Source organism: Massilia sp. CCM 8734 (genome assembly GCF_011682155.1).
Taxonomy (GTDB): domain Bacteria; phylum Pseudomonadota; class Gammaproteobacteria; order Burkholderiales; family Burkholderiaceae_D; genus Telluria_A; species Telluria_A rubra.
Genome location: NZ_WHJI01000008.1, coordinates 80880 through 106739 on the forward strand (window position 1 = coordinate 80880; position 25860 = coordinate 106739).

The 25860-nt window shown below is 63.0% G+C and carries 18 protein-coding genes; 3 read left to right on the plus strand and 15 right to left on the minus strand.

Annotated elements, in window-relative coordinates; translation table 11 throughout:
* Positions 1–173: 173 nt before the first annotated feature.
* The 3 genes from adeC to F2P46_RS09845 are packed head-to-tail and all read right to left on the minus strand — an operon-like array spanning position 174 to position 6002.
* The gene (gene adeC / locus F2P46_RS09835; protein WP_166888456.1) at positions 174–1610 is read right to left on the minus strand and encodes an AdeC/AdeK/OprM family multidrug efflux complex outer membrane factor; all 1437 of its coding nucleotides are present in this window, start codon (positions 1608–1610) and stop codon (positions 174–176) included.
* 25 nt (positions 1611–1635) lie between these two features.
* Positions 1636–4782, minus strand: coding sequence for an efflux RND transporter permease subunit (locus F2P46_RS09840; RefSeq protein ID WP_166888233.1), 3147 nt, complete (start codon positions 4780–4782; stop codon positions 1636–1638).
* Positions 4783–4784: 2 nt separating this feature from the next.
* Positions 4785–6002, minus strand: a complete 1218-nt coding sequence (locus F2P46_RS09845) for an efflux RND transporter periplasmic adaptor subunit (RefSeq protein ID WP_166888236.1) — start codon at positions 6000–6002, stop codon at positions 4785–4787.
* 266 nt (positions 6003–6268) lie between these two features.
* On the opposite strand from F2P46_RS09845, the gene F2P46_RS38230 reads away from it, so the two are divergent.
* Positions 6269–6910: a CerR family C-terminal domain-containing protein gene (locus tag F2P46_RS38230; RefSeq protein WP_267875848.1), complete on the plus strand. Its 642-nt coding sequence runs from the start codon at positions 6269–6271 to the stop codon at positions 6908–6910.
* 46 nt (positions 6911–6956) lie between these two features.
* Complete coding sequence (locus tag F2P46_RS09855; RefSeq protein ID WP_166888241.1) at positions 6957–7103, plus strand: hypothetical protein; 147 nt, start codon at positions 6957–6959, stop codon at positions 7101–7103.
* Between the two features lie 283 nt (positions 7104–7386).
* Here F2P46_RS09855 and F2P46_RS09860 read toward each other — a convergent pair whose 3' ends face one another.
* The 9 genes from F2P46_RS09860 to nosZ form a co-directional block, all read right to left on the minus strand.
* Complete coding sequence (locus tag F2P46_RS09860) at positions 7387–7809, minus strand: hypothetical protein (protein ID WP_166888244.1); 423 nt, start codon at positions 7807–7809, stop codon at positions 7387–7389.
* A gap of 114 nt (positions 7810–7923) precedes the next feature.
* A complete protein-coding gene (locus F2P46_RS09865; RefSeq protein WP_229509197.1) occupies positions 7924–8964 on the minus strand; it encodes an FAD:protein FMN transferase in 1041 nt (346 codons plus the stop codon).
* 7 nt (positions 8965–8971) lie between these two features.
* Entirely contained in the window at positions 8972–9412 is a 441-nt protein-coding gene (locus F2P46_RS09870; protein ID WP_166888247.1) for a cytochrome c5 family protein, read from the minus strand.
* A gap of 32 nt (positions 9413–9444) precedes the next feature.
* Entirely contained in the window at positions 9445–9954 is a 510-nt protein-coding gene (locus F2P46_RS09875; RefSeq protein ID WP_166888250.1) for a nitrous oxide reductase accessory protein NosL, read from the minus strand.
* Positions 9939–10775 carry an ABC transporter permease subunit gene (locus F2P46_RS09880; protein ID WP_208296564.1) on the minus strand — a complete coding sequence of 279 codons (837 nt, stop codon included), beginning with the start codon at positions 10773–10775 and terminating at the stop codon, positions 9939–9941. The genes F2P46_RS09875 and F2P46_RS09880 overlap by 16 nt, the downstream gene beginning before the upstream one ends.
* Complete coding sequence (locus F2P46_RS09885; RefSeq protein WP_208296565.1) at positions 10759–11670, minus strand: ABC transporter ATP-binding protein; 912 nt, start codon at positions 11668–11670, stop codon at positions 10759–10761. The genes F2P46_RS09880 and F2P46_RS09885 overlap by 17 nt, the downstream gene beginning before the upstream one ends.
* Entirely contained in the window at positions 11660–12895 is a 1236-nt protein-coding gene (locus tag F2P46_RS09890) for a nitrous oxide reductase family maturation protein NosD (RefSeq protein WP_166888462.1), read from the minus strand. The genes F2P46_RS09885 and F2P46_RS09890 overlap by 11 nt, the downstream gene beginning before the upstream one ends.
* Before the next feature lie 32 nt (positions 12896–12927).
* The gene (locus tag F2P46_RS09895) at positions 12928–15123 is read right to left on the minus strand and encodes a 4Fe-4S binding protein (protein WP_166888468.1); all 2196 of its coding nucleotides are present in this window, start codon (positions 15121–15123) and stop codon (positions 12928–12930) included.
* Between the two features lie 12 nt (positions 15124–15135).
* Positions 15136–17058, minus strand: coding sequence for a TAT-dependent nitrous-oxide reductase (nosZ, locus tag F2P46_RS09900; RefSeq protein ID WP_166888255.1), 1923 nt, complete (start codon positions 17056–17058; stop codon positions 15136–15138).
* A gap of 389 nt (positions 17059–17447) precedes the next feature.
* Between nosZ and F2P46_RS09905 the strand changes: the two genes are divergently transcribed.
* Positions 17448–17873: a DUF3592 domain-containing protein gene (locus F2P46_RS09905; protein ID WP_368737904.1), complete on the plus strand. Its 426-nt coding sequence runs from the start codon at positions 17448–17450 to the stop codon at positions 17871–17873.
* 148 nt (positions 17874–18021) lie between these two features.
* Here F2P46_RS09905 and F2P46_RS09910 read toward each other — a convergent pair whose 3' ends face one another.
* The 3 genes from F2P46_RS09910 to F2P46_RS09920 are packed head-to-tail and all read right to left on the minus strand — an operon-like array spanning position 18022 to position 25594.
* The gene (locus F2P46_RS09910) at positions 18022–20898 is read right to left on the minus strand and encodes a TIM-barrel domain-containing protein (protein WP_166888260.1); all 2877 of its coding nucleotides are present in this window, start codon (positions 20896–20898) and stop codon (positions 18022–18024) included.
* A 20-nt stretch (positions 20899–20918) separates the two neighbouring features.
* Positions 20919–22559 carry a DUF5597 domain-containing protein gene (locus tag F2P46_RS09915; protein ID WP_166888262.1) on the minus strand — a complete coding sequence of 547 codons (1641 nt, stop codon included), beginning with the start codon at positions 22557–22559 and terminating at the stop codon, positions 20919–20921.
* A complete protein-coding gene (locus F2P46_RS09920; RefSeq protein ID WP_166888264.1) occupies positions 22559–25594 on the minus strand; it encodes a TonB-dependent receptor in 3036 nt (1011 codons plus the stop codon). Before F2P46_RS09920 ends, F2P46_RS09915 begins: the two co-directional genes overlap by 1 nt.
* Positions 25595–25860: the final 266 nt, after the last annotated feature.

Below are 25860 nucleotides of genomic sequence, written 5' to 3' on the forward strand. Positions count from 1 at the left end.
CGGTCCGGCAACCGGAGAATGCGCCAGTCTAACGTAGTATTTACTTGAAAGAACTGCTTGTGGCTACCTGCGCGGCAATGTGCCATGTGCGCTTGCAGGCGACAAAAAAATCCCGCTGCCGGTCATGCGCCGTAGCGGGATTGTCGAGGGTCAAAACAGTTTCTTAAAACGCATCATCCCTGCGCCGGCACCGGCGCGCCATCGCCCGCGCGCCAGCCGCCGCCGAGCACCTTGTACAAGGTCACCCGGCTGGCCTGCTCGGCCAGCCGCACCGAAATGAGGCCCTGCTGCGCCGCGTACAGCGCGCGCTGGGCGATCAGCGCATTCTGGAACGTATCGGCGCCATTCTTGTAGCGCGCCTCGTAGATGCGGTAGCTCTTGTCGGACGCCGCCACCAGTTGCCGCTGGGCGTTCAGGCGCTCGTCCACCGTGCCGCGCTGGGCCAGGGCGTCGGCCACTTCGCGAAACGCCACCTGGATGGTTTTCTCGTACTGCGCCACGCCAATGTCGCGGCTGACCTTGGCCACTTCCAGGTTGGCACGATTGGCGCCGCCATTGAAGATCGGCAGGCTGATCGAGGGCGCAAAACTCCACGCGCCCGAGCCGCTGTCGAACAGGCCCGACAAGCTGGAACTGGCCGTGCCGGCCTGCCCGGTCAGGGTAATGCGCGGGAAAAACGCCGCGCGCGCCGCGCCGATATTGGCGTTGCTCGCTTGCAGGGTGCGTTCGGCGGCAAGCACGTCCGGCCGGCGGTACAGCAAGTCCGACGGCAAGCCGGCCCCGACATCAAGTAGCGCGGTCACGCCCGCCAGGCCGGCCGGCGGCAGCAAGTCGACCGGGACGGCGGCCCCGGCCAGCAGGGTCAGCGCGTTCCGGTCCTGCGCCACCTGGGCCGTGTAGGCGGCGGCGTCGGCGCGCGCCGTTTCCACGGTGGTGCGCGCCTGGTACAGGTCCAACCCGGCCGCCGCACCGGCCTTGACCCGGCTTTCGCTCAGTTCAAGCGAACGCTGCTGGCTCGACAAGGTCTGGCGCGCCAGGGCCAGCCGTTCCTGGTCGGCCATCAGGGTCAGGTAGGCGTTGGCCACTTCGGCCACCAGCGACATCTGCACGCTGGCGCGCGTGTCTTCGATGCCCAGGTAGGTTTGCAGCGCCGCTTCCGACAGGCTGCGCACGCGGCCGAACAGGTCGACTTCCCACGCCGCCACGCCGAGGTTCACGCCATATTGCCGGCTCACGCCGCCCTGCCCGCCCACGCTCAGGTTGTCGGCGCTGCGCTGGGCGTTCTGGCTGGCGAGCGCCGCCACCGACGGCAGCAGCGCCGCGCGTTCGATGCGGTACTGGGCGCGCGCCTTGTCGATATTGAGCGCCGCGACGCGCAGATCGCGGTTGTTGTCCAGTGCTAGGGCGATCAGCTGCTTCAGGCGCTCGTCGGCGAAGTAGTCGCGCCAGGCGACGTCAGCCGCTGGCCTGCCCTGGACGTCCTGCGCCGGGTAGGCCGTGCCGGTAGGCCAAGCCGCAGCGACCGGGCTGACCGGCTGCTGGTACTTGGGCATCATTGTGCAGCCGCTGATCACGGCTGCGAGTAAGGTCAGTTTCAGGGCCGAACCCATCACATTCATCAATTGCTTGTTCATCTCAATGGCCTTCCACGGTAGCGATGGCAGGCGCGCTCGCCCCCTTGTTTTTGCGGACCACGAAGGCGCGGACCACCACGAAGAACACCGGCACGAAGAAGATGCCCAGGAAGGTCGCGCTCAGCATCCCGCCCAGCACGCCGATACCGATGGCGTTCTGGCTGGCCGAGCCGGCCCCGCTGCTGATCGCCAGCGGCAACACGCCGAGGCCGAAGGCAATCGAGGTCATCAGGATCGGACGCAGGCGCAGGTGCACCGCTTCCAGGGTCGCTTTCTTCACGTCCATGCCGCCGTCTTCCAGTTCCTTGGCAAACTCGACAATCAAAATCGCGTTCTTGGCAGCCAGGCCCACCACCGTCAGCAGCGCCACCTGGAAATACACATCGTTCGACAGGCCGAACACCATGGTGCCGAGCACGGTACCGAGTACGCCCAGCGGCACGACCAGCAGCACCGAGAACGGAATCGACCAGCTTTCATACAGCGCGGCCAGGCACAGGAACACGATCAGCAGCGACATGGCGTACAGCATGGTGGTTTGCGAACCGGCGGCGCGCTCCTCGATCGAGACACCGTTCCACTCATAGCCGACGCCCGGCGGCAGCTTGGCGACCAGGGCTTCCATTTCCAGCATGGCATCGCCCGAACTGAAGCCGGGCGCCGCCTCGCCCTGGATGTTGAGCGACGGCGTACCGTTGTAGCGTTCCAGGCGCGGCGATGCGCTGATCCATTTGCCGCTGGCAAAGGTCGAGAACGACACCATCTCGCCCTTGGCGTTGCGGGCATACCACTTGCCGATGTCTTCCGGCGCCATGCGCGCATCCGACGCGCCCTGCATGTACACCTTCTTGACGCGGCCACGGTCGATGAAGTCGTTCACGTAGGCGCCACCCCAGGAGGTGGACAGCACGCTGTTGATATCGGCGATCGACAAACCGAGCGCGCTGGCCTTTTCCTGGTCGACTTCCAGCTTGTACTGGGGTGAATCTTCCAGGCCGTTGGGACGGACCTGCGTGACGATCTTGCTTTGCGCAGCCATGCCAAGCAACTGGTTACGCGCTGCCATCAAGGCGTCGTGGCCGAGGCCGCCTTCGTCCTTGAGCATCAGGTCGAAGCCATTCGCGTTGCCCAGTTCCATCACCGCCGGCGGGGCGATAGCGAACACCATCGCATCCTTGATCTGCGAGAAGCGGCCCATGGCCTTGCCGACCACGGCGGGCGCGCGCAGGCTGTCCTTGCCGCGCTCGTCGAAATCCTTGAGCTTGACGAACGCCATGGCCGCGTTCTGGCCGTTACCGGCGAAGCTGAAGCCAGCCACCGAAAACACCGATTCCACCGCGTCTTTCTGCTCGTTCAGATAATGCTGCTCGACTTGCTCGACCACCTTGAGCGTGCGCTCCTGGGTGGCGCCGACCGGCAACTGCACCAGGGTGTACAGGATGCCTTGGTCTTCCGCCGGCAGGAACGAGGTTGGCAGGCGCAGGAAGGCAAGGGCCATCACCAGCGCCAGGATGGCGTACACGACCAGGGTGCGGCCGGTGCGCGCGATCAGGGTACCGACCCAGCCCTGGTAACGGCGGCTGCCCTTGTCGAAACCGCGGTTGAACCAGCCGAAGAAACCGGTGGACGCCGCCTTGTGGCCCTTTTCGACGGGCTGCAACAAGGTGGCGCACAGCGCCGGGGTGAACACCATGGCGACGACCACCGACAGCACCATGGCCGAGACGATCGTGATCGAGAACTGGCGATAGATCACGCCGGTCGAACCGCTGAAAAACGCCATCGGCACGAACACGGCCGACAGCACCAGCGCGATACCGACCAGTGCGCCGGTAATCTGGGTCATCGATTTCTTGGTCGCTTCGACCGGCGACAAGCCTTCTTCGCTCATGATGCGCTCGACGTTCTCGACCACGACGATGGCGTCATCGACCAGCAAGCCGATCGCCAGCACCATGGCGAACATGGTGAGGGTGTTGATCGAGTAGCCGAGCATGCTCAGCACGCCGAAGGTACCGAGCAGCACGACCGGCACGGCCATGGTCGGAATCAGGGTGGCGCGGAAATTTTGCAGGAACAGATACATCACCAGGAACACCAGCACGATCGCTTCGACCAGGGTCTTGACCACTTCCTCGATCGACAGCTTGACGAACGGCGAGGTATCGAACGCCACCACGGCTTTCATCCCGGCCGGGAAGTTCTTTTCCATCTCCGCGATCCTGGCCTTGACCTTGGTCGCGGTATCGAGCGCGTTGCCGCCGGTGGCGAGCTTGATCGCCACGCCGGCCGCCGACTTGCCGTTGAAACGGGCCACGATGTTGTAGCTCTCGCTACCGAGCTCCATGCTGGCCACGTCGCGCAGCCGGACCACGGCGCCGTCGGCGCGGGTCTTGATCAGGATCGCCCCGAACTGCTCCTTCGTTTGCAGGCGGCTTTGCGCCGTCACGGTCGCGTTCAGTTGCTGGCCGCGCCGCGCTGGCGCTCCGCCCAGTTCGCCGGCCGACACTTCCGCGTTCTGGGCGCGGATGGCATTGGCGATGTCGTCAGGAATGAGCTGGTAGCCGAGCAGCTTGGCGGGATCGAGCCAGATCCGCATCGCGTACTGCGAGCCGAACTGGGTCACTTCGCCCACACCTTCGACCCGGCTGAGCGAGTCGACCACGCTGGAAGCGACATAGTCGCCCAGGTCGGCTTCTTCCATCTTGCCGTTTTCCGACACAAAACCGAGCACCATCAGGAAATTCATGGTGGCCTTGCTCACCACCAGGCCCTGCTGGGTGACGGCGGCCGGCAGCAAGGGCGTGGCCAGTTGCAGCTTGTTCTGCACCTGCACCTGGGCGATGTCCGGATCGGTACCGTTCTTGAAGGTCAGGGTAATGCCGATGGAGCCGCTCGAATCGCTGCTCGACGACATGTATTGCAAGCCGTCGATGCCCTTCATCTTTTGCTCGATGATCTGGGTCACGGCGTCTTCCACCGTCTTGGCGGACGCGCCCGGATAATTGCCGCTGATCGAAATCGACGGCGGCGCAATGCTCGGATACTGCGAAATCGGCAAGCCCATGATGGCCAGCACGCCGCCCAGCATGATCACCAGCGCAATCACCCATGCGAAGATCGGTCGGTCGATAAAGAAACGGGCCATGCTTATGCTCCTGCCGGGGTGGCGCGCGAAGCGGCGGACGCGCCTGCCGCCGCCGCTGCGGGTGCGGCGGCAGGCACGGCCACGGCGGGCGCACCTGGCAGCACTTGCTGCAAGCCTTCGACGATCACGCGATCGCCCGGCGCCAGGCCGGCGTTGACCACCCATTTGTCGCCCACCGCCGCGCCCGTGCTCAGCACGCGCTGCTCGACCTTGTTTTCCTTGTTTAATACCAGCGCGGTCGCTTCGCCGCGCTGGTTGCGCGTCACGCCGACCTGCGGCACGGTGATGGCCTTGTCATCCAACCCGCTGTCGAGCACGGCGCGCACATACATGCCGGGCATCAGTTCGCCTTTCGGATTCGGGAACAGCGCGCGCAGAGTCACGTTGCCGGTGCCGGCATCGACGCTGACGTCGGCAAATTGCAGCTTGCCCTGCGCCGCGTACTGGCTGCCGTCGGCCAGCAACAGGCTGACCGAGGCCTGGCCGCCGTCGGCCCGCTTCAGCTTTCCGGATTCGAAACGGCGGCGCAGCGCCAGCAGTTCGGTGCTGGACTGGGTCACATCCACATAGATCGGATCGAGCTGCTGCACGGTGGTCAGCGCATCGGCCTGGCCGGCGGTCACCAAGGCCCCGGCGGTCACGTTCGAGCGGCTGATGTGGCCGCTGATCGGCGCATACACATTGGTGTACTTCAAATTGATGTTCGCCACGTCGAGCGCGGCCTGGGCCGAGTCGACTTCGGCGCGCGCCTGGGCGGCGGCGGCCAGCGCATCTTCAAGATCTTGCTTGCTGACGCCTTCGATGGCCAGCAATTCCTTGTAGCGTTTCGCCTTCGGCTCGGCCGCCAGCGCCTTGGCGCGGGCGCTGGCCAGGGTCGCCTTGGCCGAATTGACGGCTGCGACAAAGCTGGCCGGATCGATCTGGTACAGCGGCGTGCCGGCCTTGACGGTGGAGCCTTCCACGAACAGGCGCTTCAAAATCAAGCCGCCGACCTGGGGCCGCACGTCGGCCATCTGGAAAGCCGAGGTGCGTCCGGCCAGTTCGGTGGTGACCGTCATTGGCTGGGCCGCGACGGTGTGCACCACGACTTGGGCGGGACCGGACGGTGGCGCCCCGGCTGGGGCTTTGTTGCCGCAAGCGGCGACCAGCACGGCAACGCCAAGTGCGAGAGCGAGGCCGGCGGCCGGTTTGGCGGTGCGGATAAAGTGGTTCGATTGCATGGTGACCTTCCTTCGTTGAACGGTGGGCGCCTGTCGCGGCAAGCCTGGACTTGCCTTCGATGGCGCCAAACAAGTGTTTCAAACAAGCGTTTAATACGACTGTATAAAACACCCGTTTAGTTGTCAACCAGAAATTGATAGTTGCGAATGCGGCATTCCCGGCACCTTGGCGGAAACGCATGGACAAGCCTCGACCTGCTATGTACAATTCAAAAATCAGAGATTAAACACATGTTTAATTCGCATAAAACAGGAGTATCTTGAAGATGAAGGCTGACGACAACGATGTCCGCAATCGCATCATCAGCGCGGCCACCGAGTGCTTTGCCGAAAAGGGCTTCCGGGGCACGTCGGTGCGCAAGATCTGCGAACGCGCCGGGGTCAACCTGGCGATGGTCAACTATTATTTTGGAAGCAAGGATGGGCTGTACGTGGCGGTCATCGACCGCGAGGGCGGCGCCGAGGAGATGGACGAGCTGACCGTGCCCGCGCGCGACCAGTCGGTTCCGGCCGCCCGCCGCCTCGGCGACCTGATCGAGCGCCTGATGGTCGACATGATGACCGCCGGCCCCCATTCGCTCATCTCCAGGCTGATCAGCTGGGAACTGGTGGAACCGACCGCCGCCCTGGGCCACATCGTCGACACCCTGATCCTGCCGCTCCAGGTGGTGATGCTCGAACTGGTGCGCGAGATCGCACCGGCGGGCACGAGCGACATGGAGATTCGCAACAACCTGTTCAGCATCCTGGGCCAGTTGCTGTATTACGACCACTCGCGGCCGGTCAATGAACTGCTGGCGCCCGACATGGTGTACGACGAAGCCGGCATCCGCGCCATCGCGCGCCACGTGACCGCGTTTTCGCTGCGCGCGCTGGGCGTGGCCGATGGGGATCAGGGAAGGCGTTGACGCCGTTGGCTACGTCCCCCATGTTTACGCTACCGCAACGGAAATCATGAAACCAGACGCCGACAAATCAATGACTGTCCTTATCCCTGCCGACCTGGCCGGTCATCTCCAGGCCATCAAGGAAGGCATTGCGCAAGCCGATCACGGCCAGTTCGCAAGTGCCAGTGAAGTGAATTCTTTTTTCGCTAAATAGGGCGCTTAAGAGCCTATCTCAGTGGGCCAAATCTGCGTTGGCCGGCCTCGTCGCCATCGTGGAGTACGCATAGAAAATGCGCGGGGGGCGGACGAGGTATCATGACGGCCGCAAGCGGCGCACACGCTGTCGGGCCGCAGTATCGGATTGCCATTGCAGCAGCGCGCCACCATGAGGCGATACGCATCCGATAGTCATGCGTGCTCTCCCGCGTCAAAGACCCACAGACTACCGCCTTGCGCGCAAGCGGCAAAGGCGGTCGGTCACGGCGGGAGAACAGCGATTACTTCAGCAGGATCGCCTTGCGGTACGGGGCCATTGGCGGACGCGGGAACTGCACGCCGTTGTAGGCGCTGCGGAAGCACGCCGCCTTGGCATTCTCGACATCGGTCATGGTCTTGGTGACTTTGCCGTCGGCGTCGAGGATCAGCACGATCGTGACCGGGTATTTCGACTTGCCGTGGCAATCGCCTTTTTGATCGAGTTTGCGATCGTTGTTAAAGGCGATCGATTCGTTTTCGTACTTGGTCGCTTTGGCGTTCGGGAATTGCGCATCGAACTTGGCCATCTCGCCGGCGAAATCCGGATTCTTCGGCGACGGCACTTCGACCGCGTTCGGGTCGGCCTGCTTGGAGCCGGTGGTTTCGCAACCTGCCATCAGCACCGCGGCGCACAGCATTGAAATTTTGATTAAGTGTTTAGGCAAGTTATTCTCCGGTAATGTGAGTGGGATCAACCGCGCCGATACCCAGCCGCATGTTGTCGAATCACTATTCTAGCCGTAAGCAAACTTTCCGATATTTTGATTCCCGCACGGAAACTATTTTGACACCACCCCGCCCTGCCGCGCCGCCGCCAGGCGCGCGCCCATGGCCGCCGTGGCGTGTACCTTGCCTTGGGCGTCGATCAGCATCACTTCGGCCAGGCCCATCTGCGCGGCCATCGCCTCCCATCCGGCCGGGCCGGTGATGAACATCGGTTTCGAGTTGCCGTCCGAGCGCAGTCCGGCATCGCTCCCGCCGGCCGTGATGATCGTCACCGAGGCCACCAGGTCGATCGGATAGCCGCTGCACGGGTCGATGATGTGCGGGTGGCGCTTGCCGTCCTTGAGAAAATAGCGCTGGTAGTCGCCGCTCGTGCCCATCGCTTCGTTGTCGCGCAAGTCCACCTGGGCCAGCGCGCCGTCCGCGCGCGGGTCCTGGATGCCGACCCGCCACGCCCGCCCGCCCGGCTGGCCGATGGCGATCACATTGCCGCCCACGTTGACCAATGCCGCCTCGACCCCGCCCTGGCGCAAGATCAGCGCGGCGCGGTCGAGCGCGTAGCCTTTGGCGTAGCCGCCCAGGTCGATCATGACGGCCTTGTTGGTACTCGAAATCGTGTTGCCGTCATAGCGCAGGTCCGACAGGCGCGGGCGCGCGTCGAGCCAGCGCCGGACATCGGCCGCCGCCGGGGCCTGTGGCGCGATGTCGCTGCTCTGGAAGCCCCACAGGCGGATCAGGCGCCCGATCGCCGGGTTGAACAGGTTGCCGGAGCGGTCCGCCACCACGGTTGCCGATTGCAGCAGGGATACCATCTCGGCGTCGGCGGTAAACGGCTCGCCGCGCGCGATGGCGTCGTTGAGCGAGGTGAGCATGCTCGGCTGCCAGGCATGATATTTGTGATGCAGGCGGTCGAATTCGTTCAGTACCGCGCCGCTGAGCGCGGCCGCGCGTTCGGGCGAACCGCCATAGATGCTGACCTCGACCGCCGTACCGAACACATGGCCGCGGGTGCGATGCACGGCGCCGGGGCGCTGGCACGCGGCCAGTCCCAGCAGGCAAAGCAGCGCCAGGACCAGCATGCGTTGAAAGGGTCGCATCCGGGATTTATTGCGCCTTGCTGACCATGAAATCGACCACCGACTTGATTTCCTCATCCTTGAGGGCGGCGTTGCCACCGCGCGGCGGCATCATCTTCAAGCCATTTATGGCGCTGGCGTACAGCACATCGACGCCTTTGGCAATGCGCGGCGTCCAGGACGGCTTGTCGCCCAGTTTCGGCGCACCCATCACCGCTGCCGCGTGACACGAGGCGCACGAGGCGGTGTAGATTTTTTCGCCGGCGGCCAGCACGGCCGCGCTGGGAGCGGATGGCGCCGGCGCAGGGGCAGCGGCGGGCGGCGGGGCCGGTGCGGGTGCCGGTGCGGGCGTGATTGCGGCGCTCGCCGGGGCGCTCTCAGGCGTGGCGGCGGCGGGAGCCGGCACCTTGTCGCCGCAAGCGGCCAGCGCGGCAAGCATCAGCAGGGAAAGCAAAGTCGTGTTTTTCATGATGTTCTTCCAGTCGTTAAAAATACGGACAATCAATGGCGCATGTCGCCGGCGGCGTGGCCCGTGTCGAGCATGGCCGCCGTGATCTGGCTGTAGGGCAGCACCTTGCCGCCCTCGGCCTTGGCAAAGGCGGCCGCCTGCGCGGGGTCCGAGAAGGAGCCGAAGGTCGGCCCCATCGAGCCCTGCTTCTTACTGCCGACCACATACAGCGCATCCTTCGCGGCGATCCAGTGCCCGCTCGGCTTGTCCCACGCCGTCTTGCCCATGTCCTGCACGAACACGCCGGCGATGCGTCGCTTGTGCTCGGGTGCGAGCATCACCGTGAACAACTCCATCAGGTCGCAGTAGTAATCGGCCTTGCCCTCGGCATACTGGATCTGCGCCTTGGGACCGGCAAAGTCGAGCAGCACCATGCCGTCCAGCGCGCAGGCGGTGTCACTGCCCGGCTCCTGGGCGGTGGCGGTGAGAAGCTGCTCGCCGCACGCGGCCAGCAGGCCGGCGGTGGCCAGCGCCGCCAGCAGGCGGCTCATCTTGAAGGACATTTGAAACTCCAGTTGGCAAGTAAGAAGGGAATCACGACCCAGGCGGCCATGATCGCCAGCAGCGCAGCCGGCTCAAGCAGGCCGCCCGGCATGACGGTGGCCAGCCCGTACAGGCTTTGCGCCTGTTCCGAACTGAAAATGTTAAGCAGACGGAACACATCGGCCGGGTTGAGCATCAACAACGCCGCGAAGGCATTGCTGCTCAAGCGGCCCTGGCTGAGCACCAGCGCACCCATCAGCAGCAAGTCGAAAATCAGCACGAAGAAGAACCACAGGCCGATCGCCACGCCGCTGGCGCGCACGCGGTCAAGCGCCAGCACCGACACCAGCATCGAAATACTCAGGAAAGCCATGCCCATCAAGATGGCGCTGCCCACAAAACCGGCGTAGTGGTAGCCGTCGCGCACGGTCAGCTCGGCCGCCAGCGGCAGCAGGCCGGCGCCGAAACCGAGCACGGTGGAACTGGCCAGCGCGGCCGACAAGCCGCAATATTTACCCAACAAAATCTCGAAGCGGGTGATCGGCATCGACAGCATCAGTTCCAGCGAACCGCGCTCGCGCTCGCCGACGATGGCGTCGTAGCCGAGGATGAGTGCGATCAGCGGCACCAGGTAGATCACCAGGCTGACCAGGCTGGCCACGGTGACGTCGATGCTGCGAAAGCCCACCTCTCCCTGCTGCGAGGCGCCAAAGTAGGCGATCGCCAGCGCGAACAGAGCGAAGATGACGGCCACGGCCACCACCCAGCGGTTGCGGATGCGGTCGCGAAATTCCTTGGCGGCGATCACGCGCACCTGGCCCCATTCAATGCGCGCGTGCATGGTGGCCTCCATAACCGAGGAACAGGTCTTCCAGCGAGGGTTCGCGGATGCTCACATCAAACAGCATCGGGGCCAGCGCGGCCAGCACGGACGCCTTCTGCGCGGCGGCGCAGGCGATGCCGGCATGGTCGCCATCGATAATGATGGTCAAGCCCGCCAGATGCGCCAGCGCCGGGCCGGCCTTGTCGCCGCAGCCGGGCAAAAGCTGCGCCTCGATGTGCGAGGGCAGCACCTGGCGCGCGCGCAACTCGGCCAGGGTGCCGAGCGCGGCCACCTTGCCGGCGTCGAGGATGACCAGGCGGTCGACCCGGTCCTCGATCTCGGCCAGGATGTGCGAGGTGATCACGATGGTGGCGCCGCGACCTTGCGCCTCGCGCAGGATGCTGTAGAAATCGGCGATGCCTTCCGGATCGAGGCCGTTGGTCGGCTCGTCGAGGAAGATCAATGCCGGGTCGCCCAGCAGGACTTGGGCAAAGCCGAGGCGCTGGCGCATGCCTTTCGAATAGGTATTGAGGCGCCGCCCGGAGGCGTCAGCCAGGCCCACCCGGCGCAGCACGCGGCCGCATTCGGCCCGCGCCACCTGCTTCAGGTCGGCGAACAGTTGCAGCACTTCCAGGCCGGAGAGGTTGTCGTAGCTGACAAAACTTTCCGGCAGATAGCCGATGCGGCGCCGCACCTGGCGGAATTGCGCGCTCGAGGTCGCCACGCCGCCAACCTTCACGCTGCCGGCGCTGGCCGGCAACAGGCCGAGCATCAGCTTGAACAGGGTGCTCTTGCCGGCGCCGTTGTGGCCGATCAAGCCGAACATTTCGCCCTGCTTGACGTTCAGGGAGACATTCCGGATCGCCTCGACCGGGCCGAACGATTTGCTCACGGCGTCGAGTTCAATGGACATGTTTGTCATTCCAACGTTGCCAGTCAGGATTATTGGGCCGCATGCGCGGATGCCGGTCCACCACGCTGGGCGCGCGCAGCACGGGGAACTGGCGCGCCACGAAGCGCAAGGTGCTCACCGACGGACTGGAGAGGAGCAGCTTGACCAGCGGGTATTGCCAGTTGAGGCGGTCGACCATGTCGTTTGCCTCGTAGGGCACGTCGCCGGCGCCGTCGCCGCCCTGGTCCCAGCCGTTGTAGCCGCTCCAGTAATTGCCGCGCGTGCGGCCCCAGGCGACGTCGCGCGCGGCCACGAACTTGACCGCCTCTTCGTTGCCGATAAAATCGTTGCCATCGACCGCGTTGTTCGACGATCCGGCCGACAGGTGCACGCCGGTGCGGTTGTTGATGACCAAGTTGTTGCGCAGCACGTTGTACTCGGCGTCGTAGACGAAAAAGCCGCGCCCGTTTGCCGCGACAACATTGTTTTCGATCACAGAATCCTGGATCGTGCGCAGCATGATGCCGTGGTCTTCGTTGCCCCAGGCGATGTTGTTGCGCACCACCAGGTTGCGTACTTCCATCAGCGCCAGTCCGCCGCGGTTTTGGTAGGATTCGTTGTTTTCCCAAGTGCTGTGGTTGGTGTTCATATAGTGGGTGCCGTAGCGCAGGTGGTGGATCTTGTTGCCGCGAAACAGCGCATGGCGCGAGATATCCACATAGATGCCGTCGCGCGCATAGCTGATGTTGTTGTCGATCACTTCCACGTGGGCGCTGTTATAGACCTGGATGCCGTTGCCGCGCGCGGCCGATTGCAGGTCGCGCTTGCCGGTGATGGTGTTGCCGGTCAGGGTGGAATGGTCCGACTTGTCGAGGAAGACGCCGAACAGGGTGTAGCTGAGCACGCAGTTGCGCAGCATCAGGCGGTCGGAACCGGGCAGCACGTGCACGCCGGCGTTTTGGAGGTCGAGGTCGGCGCCGCTGTCGCGCAGGATCAAGCCGTCGATGGTGACATCGCTGCTGCTTACCCGGATCACGTCGCCGCTGTTCTGGGCGCTGATGGTGGGACGGCCCTGGCCGCGCAGGGCCAGCGGCTTGTCGATCAGCAGGCGCTCGTTGTAGAGGCCGCGCGCGATCACAATGGTGTCGCCGGCGCTGGCGGCGCGCACGGCGGCGCCGATCGACTCGCCCGCGCGCACTTGCAGCACGGCGGCGCTGGTGCTGGCGGCGCACAGGGCCAGCAGCATATAGGCGACGGCGGCGAAGGCGGCGCGGGTCGTCACGGCTTGTCCTCGGGCGCAGAAGCCGCCTTGGCCTTGAGCGCGCCGCGCACCGCATCGAGCGAGATAAAGTAGCCGCCCGCATCGATTGGCGTGAGCGCATCGCCATTCTTTTCGCGCAGCTTGCGTTCCTTGACCAGCGGCGGGCAGGCATGGTCGTCGTAGTACAAGATCATGCAGTCGAGGCACAGCATGCATTCCATCTGGTCGATGCGGCCGGCGCTGTCGATCGCATGCGAGCCGCAGCCGGCGGCGCAGGCGTGGCATGTCTGGCACTCGGCCTTGCGCTTGAGCCCGAACAGGCGGAACTTGCCGGGAATGGCGAGGCCGGCGCCGAGCGGGCACAGATACTTGCAATACGGCCGCTCGCTCAGGAACGACCAGCCGAGAATCGCACCGATGAACACCCAGAACGGCCAGGTACGGTTCCACACGCCAACGATGAAAGTGGTCTTGAACGGTTCCACCTCGGCCAGTTGCTCGGCCGTCTCCATGGAATAGAACGACACTCCCAACAGAAGCGCGAAGATTGCGTACTTGATCCACTTGAGCTTGTCGTGCAAGGGTTTCGGCAACAGCTTCTGGAAGCGCCCCAGCCCGACCGCCTTGCCAATGCTCAGCGCCAGTTGCTGCAAGGAGCCGAACGGACACAGCCAGCCGCAAAACACGCCCCTGCCCCACACCAGCACGCTGACGATGATGAACCACCAGAACAGGAAGATGAAGGGGTCGGACAGGAACAATTCCCACTTCCACTGATGCAGCAAGGAATGGAACCAGGTCAGCACCTGGGTGATGCTCGGTTGGGCCTTGAGGTAAAAGCCGAGGAACACCACGCTGACCAGCCACAGCACATGGCGCGGCCGTTCGATCCATGGCTTGTGCTTGCGCCTGGACGCGCGCACCAGCTTGTCGCGCTGCGAATACATGACTGCGGTAAAGGCCAGCACCAGCAGGAACAGCGCGATCTGGACAGTCTTGCCCTTCCAGATGGCGCGCCAGCTGGCCTCGGGCTGGACGATGTGCGGGCGCCCGCCTTCCAGGTAGCGCGCCGGCAACCAGTATGGCGCGTTGAAGTGAACGAAGGTCTTGGCGCCGCTCTGCGGATCGGCCTTGTTGGCCAGGAACGTCAGCTGCCACGGCCAGGCCGGATTGAAGTTGGCCGAGCGCACGATGAACACGGCCGACTCGGTAAACGCCGGCGCGCCGGGCGCCTGCACGCCGTACAGGTTCAAATAATCGGTATCGCGGAAGGTAAAGCTTTGCGGGTCCTGGCGCACCTGGATGCGGTCGTAAATGCCGCCGCGCACGAAGCCCGAGCCCTTGAACGAGGCTTCGCCGTTGGCGATGATGAAAATGGCCTGCTCGTCGGGTTTCAAGTCCGCCATCAGGCGCTTGTAGACCGGCTCGCCCAGCAGGCTGATGCCGACCGAGGGTACGTTCAGGTGGCCGAAATACATGTCGATGTAGGCGGCGTCGCCCGCCAGGCCCACGTCCTCGCGCTGCAAGGGAAAATGCACCACGCTGCCTTCGTCCAGCAATTGCTGCCAGCTCAGGCGCTCGTCGAGCGGCGTGTAGCGCGGCGCGGGCCGTACTTCGCCCTTGAAGATGCCGACCTGGCGCCCGATTTCGTAGGCGCTGCGCGAAATGACCTGGTTTTCGGCGATGACGGTGACGGTGGCGCCGCTGATCGCATCGAGCCCCACTGTGCCGCTGGCTTCATCGCCATGGCCGATTTCGAGCTTGGCGTCGCCGGCCTTGCCGATGTACTGGCCGATAAATTTGAGCAGCGTGGATTCGTCGATCCCCGCCAGCAGAATAGGTTCGGAATGCTTGAGCACGCGCACCCCGGTGATGATGCCGCGCGTATCCATGCCGATCAGGGTAACGATCGGCTTGCCCGAATACGCAGGAATGTCGACCACGTCGGTCGACAGGAATACATAGCCGACCACGCGCTCGGTCTTGTCCGCCGCGACGGCGATGCCTTCGACATAGCTCGGCCGGCCCTTGCGGACCGAAAACTTCTGCGCCTGCGGCATCACATCGCGGCAAGGCGCCTCGGCGCACAGGTCCGGGCCATGCAGCAGTTGCTGCGACAGCTCGGCCGAGTACACCGAGGCGCGCGCCGGCCCCGCCGCCGCCAACAGCAGCAGCAGGCCGAACAGGCGCAAGATGACGTTCACAGCGCGCATCGGTGACAAGGCTTACGCTTCCACCAGCAGGCGGCTGCGCATTTCCAGGTGCAGCGCGTGGCAGAAGTGGGTGCAGTAAATCCAGTAAGCACCGGCCCGGTCGGCCTTGAAGGTCACCGACTTGGTTTCCTGCGGATTGACGATAAAGTTGATGTTGTACGTCGGAATGGCGCAACCGTGGGTCAAGTCTTCCACCTTGTCGTAGTTGGTCAGGGTCAAGGTCACCTCGTCGCCCACCTTGATCTTAATGACCGGCATGCTGAACGCGGGCGCCTGCGACATCAGGCGCACCTGCACCTTGTTGCCCTTGCGCTCGATGCCGGCGGTTTCCGGCGTGACCGCATTCGGGAAGTCGGTCATGGTGTGGATCTGGCGCGTCTTGACCACGTCGCGGCGCACGATGATGCCGTCGTGCGGTTCCGGATACGCCGTATGGTCGGCCATCAGGCTCATCTTGGCGCCGCTGATGTCGATCAGTTGCTCGGTTTCGCAGTGCAGCGGACCGACCGGCAGGAAACGGTCTTTCGAGAACTTGTTGCCCGAGTTGAAATACTTGCCGTCCGCTTCCTTGGTTTCGCCCATCGACGCATAGCCGTGACCCGGCTGGTAGTGCACGTCGATACGGTCGAGCACCACCTTGGCCGCCTTGTCGCCCTTGAACTGGGCAATCGACGCGTCCACGTTCCACTTGACGACGGCGCTGTCGAGGAACAGCGAGGTAAAGGCATTGCCCTTGCCATCGAAGGCGGTATGCAAAGGTCCCAGGCCCAGTTCCGGCTCGGCCACCACGCAGTCGCGCGGCAGCTTGACATCGCCGCCGAACCAGCCGAGCACCTTGTTCACTTCGATCACGGACGCGGTTGGCGACAATTTGCCGGCACACACAAAATACTTGCCATCCGGGCTGGCGTTGACGCCGTGCGGGTTCTTACCGACCGGCACGTAGCAGGTCAGCGCGGTGGCCGGGTTGTCGTTGGCGGCCTTGCGCCCGTCCACCACCGGCACCTTGGAGCTGCCGATGGTGGTGGCCTTGCCATCCTTGATGGCTTGCTCGATGCGGGCCACGTTGAAGAACACGCAGGCGTCGCGTTCGGCCGACATCATGCCGGCCAGGTCGGCGCCGCCCTCGGTGTTGTACTGGGTGGCGGCGGCCAGCTTGCCGTCATAGGACGACGCAACCAGCTCCATGTTGCCGTCGATCCGGCACTGCCAGCGCACTTCCATGCTGGCCGCGTCGACGCAGGTGAACAGGCAGCCCCATTTGGTCGGATCGTCCAGGTCGCGTCCGTCGTTCGGCAGCGGCATGTGGAATTCGGTGCCGCAGAAGACGCGCGTGGTGTAGTTGATGGCGGCGTCGACCGGGTCGCGCTTGTCCGGGAAAATGCCGTGGAAGCCCATCACGTTCGGCAGGCTGGTGATCTTGTCGCACTCCATCGTATCCATGCGGATGCGGGCCAGGCGCGCGTTGATCTTGTCGTTGACGAACAGCCAGCGGCTGTCGTAGGTGCCATCCTTGTAGCTGCCGTGCACGTGGTGGGTGTCGCCGGTGGTGTATTGCAGGCTGCCATCGGGCTTGGTGCCGATGATCGCCTTCGATTCGTTGGTAATGCCCCAGCCGACCATGCAATCGGTATTGAAGACCGGAATGCGTTTCAGGGTGCGGCCCGACGGCAGGCCGAGCACGCGCACTTCGCCGCCATGGCCGGCGCTGATGAAAGCGTAGTAGGTGTCGAGCTGGCCGGGTTTGATGTGTTCGCCGGTGTCGGCGGCCTTGGCGGGCGCGGCGGCCTTGCCTGGCGCGGCCTCTTCCTTGCATCCCGTCAGTCCGATGGTGGCGCCTGCCGTGGCCAGGCCCGCCAGGGCGCTCTTGCCGAGGAAATCGCGGCGGCTGCCGGCTGGGGCGGGGCTGGTCGTTGCTGGGCTGTTCTTCTTCATGTTGTACTCTCCGGTTCTGGGCAAGGGGGAACGCTCCCCCGTATCAATCGCTGATGCGCGTCGACTTGTGGGAAACGTATGCCGACTGGATAAGTGTAAGGACCGGACCCGACAGTGCCTATGGGCACGACGGTTGTGGGCAGACGGGAAAAGACGTATTGGGAGTACGCCTTAATAACTATGGCGTGTGGAGTGCAACAGGTGTATGTACGGACGACAATAGCCCCGTTGACCTTTTTGCACTTTGTCGTGAAGCACTGCCGATAGTTGCCATATTAAAAATATCTTCCAACGAACGGCGTATAATAGTAGAAAGCCATGCGGGAAAAATTGTATTCAAAGCAGCATAAACCATCCAGTTCAACGATCATAAGGGATTAACGATAACTATGCTGTCTGGATTAATACCACCCAATACATCCACCCAGAATCGGATATGGGGAATAGTTTTTTTCTTTGCCTCAATATGCTTGTTCTTATTTGGCTACGAGGGCATACAAAACAGGGCTGAATTCATCAAATCCACCGTTCGTGCGGATGGTGTTGTTATCCGGCAAAGGGCAGGCAAACATCATGTCGACATCCGTTTCACTACGGCAAAAGGCGAGGTGGTTGAATATGGTCAGAATGGCGACATAGCCTACGAGGCCGGCGAGAAGGTGAGCGTTTTGTACTATGTGGATAATCCTCGCAACCATCCCAGCGCCGATGCATTTGGTGCATTATGGGGAGGCTCCCTGACGCTATTTGGAATGGGAGTTTTATCACTATTCTTTTCATGGCTTTCGATATTCAAGCCTGAGTATTCCGATTAACATGTCATCGCAATACAAATTCCACGAAATCTCATCAAATTAAAGAGGCAATGTCATCTATCCGCAACTGGCGGAGCAGGCTTCCCTTCCTGCCCCGAGCCATAAAAAAACCGCCCGGACGCGGGCGGGCCATGCCACAAAGCCATTGCTACATCTTGACAGTGATCGCCTTGCCGTCATAGCCGACTTCTTTGTCGGCCTTGTCGAAACCCTCCGAACTCGATACGCCCGCCTTGATGAAGCGCACCTTGAACTGGCGCTTGGCGACCATGCCCTTGTACTGGCCGGTGCGCGCGCCGATGGTCACGGTCTTGGTGCTGTCGTCGTAACTGAGCGGAATGCGGCTGAACTCTCCCCGCGTGTAGGCATTGGTCACGCCGTCATCCTCGTACAGGCTGAACTTGCCGTCCGCGCCCGTGTAGACGTTGAGCGTGATCGGCGCATCCGGTTTTTCATCCACATACTGCGTCACGGGACCCATCGGCAAAATCGCACCAGCCTTGACCAGTAGCGGCATGCGCGCCGCCGGCGCGGCCATCGTCACCGTCTTGCCGCCCTGATGCAGCGCGCCGGTGTAGAAGTCGTACCAGCTTGCCCCTTTCGGCATGTACACGCTGCGCTCGCGCGCGCCGTACACGTGCACCGGCGCCACCATCAGGTCGCGCCCGAACAGGTACTGGTCCTTGATGTCCTTGACCTGTTCATCCTTCGGAAAATCCATCACCAGAGCGCGCATCACGGTGCCCGAGTGGTAGTAGATATCCGACGCCGTCGCGTAAATGTAGGGCATCAGGCGATAACGAAGCTTCAGGTACCAGACCATCGAGTCCTGCATCTCCGAGCCTTCCGGCGCGATGTTGTAGATCTCGCGCTTGACCACTTCGCCGTGGGAGCGGAACAGCGGCGTAAAAGCGCCGAACTGGAACCAGCGCAGGTTCAGTTCCTGCCATTCCTTCATGTCTTGCGGGTTGACGACGGCGGCGCCCGTGCTGCGATTTTCCTGGGCCGAGCCGACGTCGCCGCTCTGGAAACGCACTTCCTGCGCGTAGCCGCCGATATCGTGGGTCCAGTTCGGAATGCCGGACATCGAAAAATTCACGCCGGCCGAAATCTGGTCGTACAGGTTGTTCCAGCGCCCTACCGTGTCGCCGCTCCATACCGCCACCGCGTTGCGCTGGATGCCGGCGAAGCCCGAGCGCGACGGGATCAGCTGGCGCGTATCCGGCTGGTCGCGCTTGAGCCCTTCGATCAGCGCCTGCGTGTGCGGCATGCTGTAGGTGTTGTAAGTGATCTCGCCGGCGCCATGGACGGTGGGGCCGATCAGCTTCTTGAAGTCTTCCGGACGGGTATTCGACAGCACATCCGGCTCGCTGTTATCCATCCACCACGAATCGAAGCCCAGGCCACCGAGCTTGGTTTTCACCTGGCGATAATAGATATCGCGCGCTTCCTGCGTGTACGGATCGTAGTGGGCGTTCTTGTAGCCCGGGCCGACCCAGTCAAGGTCGCCGTTTTCGACGTTCTTGGTCCACATGTGGCCCTTGGCGGCGAACTCCTTGTAGTTGTCGGTGTCAAGGTAGAACTTGCCCCAGATGGACAGCATCACCCGCACATTGTGCTTGTGGATTTCGTCGACCATGCCTTTCGGGTCGGGGAAGCGGGTCTTGTCGAAATCGTGCGAGCCCCAGCCGTTTTCGGGCCAGTAGAACCAGTCCTGCACGATGTTATCCAACGGCCAGCCACGCTTGCGGTACTCGCGCACGGCGCCCAGAATCTGCTCCTGCGTTTCGTAGCGCTGGCGCGATTGCCAGTAGCCGTAGGCCCATTTCGGCATCATCGGCGCCTGCCCGGTCAGGTGGCGGTAGCCGGCGATCACGCTGTCCATGTTCTCGGCGTTGATGACGTAATAGTTCACCGCTTGCGCGATCTCGGACGAAAACGTCAGCGAATGGCGTTCCGCCGGCGGCAACGGGTCGTTGTGGGTGATAGCGATCATGCCGCCGGTCGGCTTCCATTCCAGGTGCAGCTTCACCGGCTTGTTGGCGGCAAACCTGACCTCGAAGTTGTGGTACCACGGGTTCCAGCCCTGGCGCCAGACGTCCAGTACCTGCTTGCCGTCGAGCGTCAAGGTCGCGTAGTCGGACGAATAGAGCTGCATCTTGTGCACGCCGGCCTTGGCCGAACTCATGCTGCCTTCCCACACCACCTTGACGTCTTTCAGGTCCTTGAGCGGACCGAGTTCCTTGGGCCAGTGTTCGGCCACGTCCTTGAGGTATTTGTAGTCGATGTCGGTCTCAATGCGGGTCAATGCCAGTTTGCCGCCGACGTAATAGCGTGCGGTCAGGCCGCCGGCCTTGCCGCTGGCGTCCACCAGTTTCAGGTCGCGCTTCATCGGGCCGTACGGCTTGGGGTCGCCGAAGCGCGAGATGGCGTTGTTATCCCACAGGACGCCATAGTTTTTATCGGAGATCACGAACGGCACCGCCACGTCCATATTGTGCTGCGCCAGCAGGACGTCTTCGCCGTTCATGTTCATCTGGGCGTTCTGGTGCTGGCCCAGGCCGTAGTACGCGTCTTTCAGGCCCGGATTGAAGCCCTGCTTGATCGCCAAAAACGGCTTGCCGTCGACCTTGATGGGCGTAAGGCTCTCGGACGACTGGGTGAGGAATACTTCGCCTTTGGCGTTATAGAACTTCACCAGCCCGGTCTTCAACGATACCCTGGCCGAGATTTTGCCGGCGTTGAGCGTCACCACGTCCTTGTCGGCATCGCTGACCGTGAACTGGCAGGCGCACGGTTTGGCCACCGTCATCATCGATGGCGTCAGCTCCTTGCCCGGCTCATCAAGCTTGACGACGTGGATGATATTCTCGCTCATCACCTCCAGGCGCACTTCCTTTGCCGCGCCCTGGTCGGGTTTGACGACCACGCCGCTGCCGGTTTTTTCGAACGTGCCCGCCAGGGCGTGGCCAGAGGCCATCAAGGCCAGGCAGGAAGCCGTTCCCACCAGTGATTTAAGACGCATTCTGTGATCTCCCATAGTGATTAGTAGGTGCCGATCCTGATTTTCAGGACGATCGGCTTGGCCGGCAGGTTGATGCCGTAGTCGACCTGGTCGCCATTCCAGTTGCGCTCCATGATCCATTTACCGTTTGCGTCGAAGCTGCCCTCCTCCACCCGCGCCAGCATGGTCGGCTTGCCCTCGTTGCTGCCGGCGCCGTCCAGGCGCAGGCGCACCTGCTGGCCGATGACGATGAATTCGTTCTCCGCGATCTGTGCAATCGACACGCCGCCGCCCGGGTTCTCGGTGTTGGCCGGTTCATCCTTGATCTCCGGATTCCAGTGCTTTTCGCCGAAGCGCCACTGGCGGAACGACACCGTGGCCTTCCAGTTCTTCATGGCGATGGTTTGCTCGGTGCGCTCGTCGCCTTCGGCCACGCCGTAGGTGCGTCCTTCGAAGGCCCATTTGGCCCACTGGCGCTCCATCGGCCGGAACACGGCGAAAATCGATCCGAACGGTTCGACCATCGTTTTGTCGGTCAACTTGGACCCGAGCGGAAAATTGCTGTAGTCGGCGTAGTCGATCCCGAACGGCGCAAACCCCAATGCGCCGCGCCCCAGCACCTGGTAGGTGTAGCGCGCGTAAGTGGCGGCGTTGCCCAGTTCCGGCACCATCAGCGCATTGTCAGGGCGCTGGAAGCGATCCAGCGTGCCCGTGAACTTGGCCGACTGCGGCATGTAGATGTCGGGCGCGGCAAGGTCGATGGCCGGTGCGGCCGCCTTGTAGATGTCGATCACATCGTAGGTCGGCCCGCCGCTGGCGAAGTTGCCCTTCCACGGCGCCAGCGGTTCGAGCGGATCGCGCAGCGCATTGTTCACGTACATCGGCAGGTTGTAGACCGCGCGCCCGGCTTTGGCGATATCGCCGATGTAGCTGGCAATCGCCCAGGCATGAAAATACTGCTCCGCGTAGTCGCCGTACACCTCGGTCCAGGTGCCGCTGGCGGCCAGCCTCACCGGCGACTTCTGGCGCTCCAGCACCGCCTGTGGCACCGGCTGCGCAAACGCCGCCTGCGCCTTCGCGCCGTAGTCGCGCACCAGGCCATACGTGCCAACCTCGTTCTGCACCTGCATCATGATGACCGTGCGATGCGTTTCGTCGATCTTTTTGATGTGGGTCATCAGCGCCACGAATGCCTTCGTGTCGGCCTTACGCGTCTCTTCCCCGAACGGCGACATGCAGTAATTGACCTTGCCGTCCTTGTCGACCATGCGCGGAAAGCGCTGGTTATCGAACTTGACCCACTCCGGGCTGTATTGCGGATTGGTGTTCTTCCAGGTGGCGAACCACAGCAGCACCAGGCGCACCTTGTTCTTGCGCGCCTCGGCCACCAGCGTATCGACATAGCTGAAATCGAACTTGCCCTCGACCGGCTCGATCTGTTCCCACGCAACCGGAATCTCCAGCGTGTTGGCGTGCATGTCGCGGATCGCCGGCCAGACCTTCTTGAGGGCGGCCGGGTAATTGCTCGAGTTGTGCGCCTGCGCGCCGAGCATCACGAACGGCGCGCCATCGACCATGAGCGCATGGCGCCCGTCCTTGTGCACCAGTTGCGGCAGCGGCGGCGCCGCCGCTACTACACTGGACGCGGCCAGGGCCAGCACCGCAACGACATGGCGCGCCATCAGAAGCTGTAGCGCATCTGCGCCGTGTAGCGTGGCCCCGTGACGAACCAGGCGCGCCCCTTGGTGCCGATTTCCTGGTCCATCTCCTGCCTGAATTTCGCATCGTTGATGTTCTGGGCTTCCAGGCCAAACGACAGTTGCTCGGTGATCTTGTAGAAAATCGACGCATCGAGCTGGCCGTACGCCGCCGCCCAGGTAGGCAAGCCGTAGCTCACATTGTGCTGGCCGACGGTCGGGCTGGCCGGATTGGAATCGAGGCCGTCGCCGCCCTTGGTGCCGTTCACGTTCACGCCCTGCAGGCTGCGCGAACGCCAGTTGTAGGCCAGGCGGGCCGACAGCGGCCCTTTGTCGTACATCAGCGCCAGGTTGTACGAACGGCGCGACTGGTTATACAGCGGCAGGTTGCCGAAGGAGCGGCCGTTGGTGTCGCAGCCGTTCATGTTCAGGTTCAGGTTCGACGCGCCATTGCCGGCGCCACCAGTGCAGTATTCCTGGAACACCGACTGGTACATCGTCTTCTTGCCGTCGACGAAGGTGAAATTGGCCTGCACGCCCAGGCCGGACAGCCATTGCGGCAGATTGTCGAAATACTGCTGGTACGCGAGCTCGAAACCGCGCGCCCTGCCTTTTGCGCCGTTGATCGGTGCGGTCACCGTGAAGTTGTTCATCGCGCCGTTCACATCGGGCAGCCGGAAGTTGTAGCTCTGGTCGACGATGATGTTCTTGAGCTGTTTGTTGAACACCGCAAGGGTCAGCGAGCCGGCCGGCGCGAAATACCATTCGGCCGTCAGGTCGACCTGGCGCGACGTGACCGGCTTGAGGGCCGGATTGCCGGAGCCTTCGCCAGTGAGGGTCACGCTGTTCACGCGCACGATGCCGGCAGCATCGTCGGAGGTGGTTTTCACATCCTGCGTCAGCGTCGTATAGCCCTGCAATTGCGAAAAATCCGGGCGCGATACGGCCGAGGAGGCGGCAAAGCGGAATTGCAGTTTATCGCTGGCCTTCATGCGCAGGTTCAGGCTTGGCAGCACGTTGCTATACGAGCCGCTGTAATCCTGAGGGCGCACGAACGCCGGGATGTTCGGAATGGCCGGGCCGGTGGTCTGGTAGCCTGCCGGGATGGTCGGGCGGGTGTAGCTGAACACCGTGTAGCCGCTCGCCTTCATGTCGGTCTTCACGTAGCGCACGCCGATATTGCCGTCGATCGGCATCGGCAAATCGTCGAAGCCGAAGCGCGCCTGCGTGTAGAAGGCGCCGGTTTTTTCGGTCTGCTCGTTCGATCCTGCCGGATCGGTGCCGTAGGACGCCGCTTTCCAGGGCGCGCAGGCGGGCGTGGCGCCGTTGGCGGCGGCGTGTTCGTTACACAGAATATCGTGGTACTTGTGCAGTCCCGCGTAGCTGTCGGGGTAACCCGTGGCCAGCGAGGTATTCGGCACCACCAGCGACGGCACCGAGACTTTACCGCCGAAGAAGTTGTTGAAGTTGTGGACCCGCGTATTGCCGGAAAAGCGCGGGTCGCCCAGCGACGCCAGTTGGCCGATATTCCAGCCCAGCTGCCACGGCTGCGAGATGGCGACCCAGTTGAAGTCCGGGTTGGTTTTTTCGGTGACCGCGTCGCGCTTGGTCAGGCGTACGCCGAAGCGGATATCGCGCATCACCTTGTGATCGAAATCGTACTGGGCGTCGCCCTTCCACGCGGTTCCCTTGGCCTTGCTGCGGTCCGCGTGCTCCTGGGTGAAGGCCCAGTAATAGTTACTCGGATTGGCCAGGTAGGCCAGGTCGGCGCTGTCGAAGATCAGATTCGGCCTGCCGCCGGCCAGGTCCATCTGCTGCTTGGGCATCTGCACGCCAGTGGCAACGGTCGAATCAAGATTGGCTGTCTTGGCGCGGATGCTTTGCAGGTCCGACTTGAAGGTCCAGCTTCTGGTCGGACGCCACACCAGGTTCCACGACACGTCCGTGGTATCGGACTTGCGGTTCGCAATGCGCGTATCGCCGCCGTAGTTGATGCCTTTGTCGGCCGGGTCGGTCAGGGTGCCGCTCACAAAAGCGCCCTTGCCATCGTAGGTGGCGCCGGGGCCGACCAGGATGTTGTAGGGGTTCGATGCGGCAAAGATGGCCTGTTCGTCCCAGTCCATTTTGTAGCGCGACTTGAAGAACGTCAGCGATGTGTTGATGTCGCGGTTAGGGCGCCATTGCAGTGCGCCGTAGGCGCCTTCGCGCTGGCGCTCGAAATTGAGCGTGCGCCAGGACGCGCCCTTCGGAATCCAGACGGTTTTGCCGGGGACGACATCGTCGCGCGGAAAATACGGTTCGACCTGCAAGGCGTCGGTGCGGGTCGCACTTTCGGAATAGGCCAGGTCAACCAGCACGCCAACTTCGCCGATGCCGGTCTTCCAGCGGTTCGAGAACAAGCCCGAGGCCGACGGCGAGCTGCGGCCCTTTTTCAGTTCGGAGTACGTGGTCTGTGCGGACAGCGCCACCTTCATGCCCTTGTAATCGAAGGGCATGGCGGTGTGCAGGTTTACCAGGCCGCTGATGGCGCCTTCGATCTGTTCCGCCGAGGGGTTCTTGTAGATGTCCACGCCGGCCATCAGTTCGGGCGGCACGTCTTCGTAGTTGAGCGAGCGCCCGCCGTTGGCCGAAAACGAATCGCGGCCATTGAGTTCCGAACGCACGTAGTTCAAGCCACGGATCGACACGCCCGAGCCCTCCACCGAAAAGTGTTCCGGGTCCGACTTGCTCATGGTGCGGTCGATCGTCACGCCCACCACCCGTTGCAGCACTTCGGTGACCGAGCGGTCGGGCAGCTTGCCGATATCGTCGGCCACGATCGAGTCGACGATTTCGTCGGAATTCTGTTTGACCTTCTGCGCCGAGTTCAAGGCGGCGCGCTGGCCGCTGACCACCACCACGGCGGGTTCGCCGCTTGCGCCGACCTGGGCTGGCGCGCCCCGAGCCATCGCTGCGCTACCCGACATCAGTGCGATCTGTGCGACTGCCACGGCAATCGCTGTTTTCTTATAGTTGTTCAACTTGTCTCCTCTGTTCCAATCGGATTACTGCTGCTTTCATGTGTGTGCCGGCAGTGCTGCGCAATGTCGTTCATCGATACAGGCAAGCCCTCCCCAACACAGTTGTCGAAAGAAGCGAAGGCAGACGGAGACAGGGCCGCGAGGGCCTGCGGTTGATCATCATGAAGTGCGTCTCGGTTGGATTTTTATCAGCGTCGGCTGGTGCCGCGCTGGTTTATGTATTGATTTTCCGAGCTACGCCAACCCGCCGCAATTACGAAAATGAC

Excerpts from the sequence above, each read along its gene's own strand:
- F2P46_RS09875 (WP_166888250.1), bottom strand. The coding sequence starts at position 9,954 with ATGTCCTTCAAGATGAGCCGCCTGCTGGCGGCGCTGGCCACCGCCGGC.
- F2P46_RS09865 (WP_229509197.1), bottom strand. The coding sequence starts at position 8,964 with ATGCGACCCTTTCAACGCATGCTGGTCCTGGCGCTGCTTTGCCTGCTG.
- F2P46_RS09885 (WP_208296565.1), bottom strand. The coding sequence starts at position 11,670 with ATGTCCATTGAACTCGACGCCGTGAGCAAATCGTTCGGCCCGGTCGAG.
- adeC (WP_166888456.1), bottom strand. The coding sequence starts at position 1,610 with ATGGGTTCGGCCCTGAAACTGACCTTACTCGCAGCCGTGATCAGCGGC.
- F2P46_RS09890 (WP_166888462.1), bottom strand. The coding sequence starts at position 12,895 with ATGCTGCTGGCCCTGTGCGCCGCCAGCACCAGCGCCGCCGTGCTGCAA.
- F2P46_RS38230 (WP_267875848.1), top strand. The coding sequence starts at position 6,269 with ATGAAGGCTGACGACAACGATGTCCGCAATCGCATCATCAGCGCGGCC.
- F2P46_RS09880 (WP_208296564.1), bottom strand. The coding sequence starts at position 10,775 with ATGCACGCGCGCATTGAATGGGGCCAGGTGCGCGTGATCGCCGCCAAG.
- F2P46_RS09910 (WP_166888260.1), bottom strand. The coding sequence starts at position 20,898 with ATGCGTCTTAAATCACTGGTGGGAACGGCTTCCTGCCTGGCCTTGATG.
- F2P46_RS09870 (WP_166888247.1), bottom strand. The coding sequence starts at position 9,412 with ATGAAAAACACGACTTTGCTTTCCCTGCTGATGCTTGCCGCGCTGGCC.
- F2P46_RS09840 (WP_166888233.1), bottom strand. The coding sequence starts at position 4,782 with ATGGCCCGTTTCTTTATCGACCGACCGATCTTCGCATGGGTGATTGCG.
- F2P46_RS09855 (WP_166888241.1), top strand. The coding sequence starts at position 6,957 with ATGAAACCAGACGCCGACAAATCAATGACTGTCCTTATCCCTGCCGAC.
- F2P46_RS09845 (WP_166888236.1), bottom strand. The coding sequence starts at position 6,002 with ATGCAATCGAACCACTTTATCCGCACCGCCAAACCGGCCGCCGGCCTC.
- F2P46_RS09915 (WP_166888262.1), bottom strand. The coding sequence starts at position 22,559 with ATGGCGCGCCATGTCGTTGCGGTGCTGGCCCTGGCCGCGTCCAGTGTA.
- nosZ (WP_166888255.1), bottom strand. The coding sequence starts at position 17,058 with ATGAAGAAGAACAGCCCAGCAACGACCAGCCCCGCCCCAGCCGGCAGC.
- F2P46_RS09895 (WP_166888468.1), bottom strand. The coding sequence starts at position 15,123 with ATGCGCGCTGTGAACGTCATCTTGCGCCTGTTCGGCCTGCTGCTGCTG.
- F2P46_RS09905 (WP_368737904.1), top strand. The coding sequence starts at position 17,448 with ATGCTGTCTGGATTAATACCACCCAATACATCCACCCAGAATCGGATA.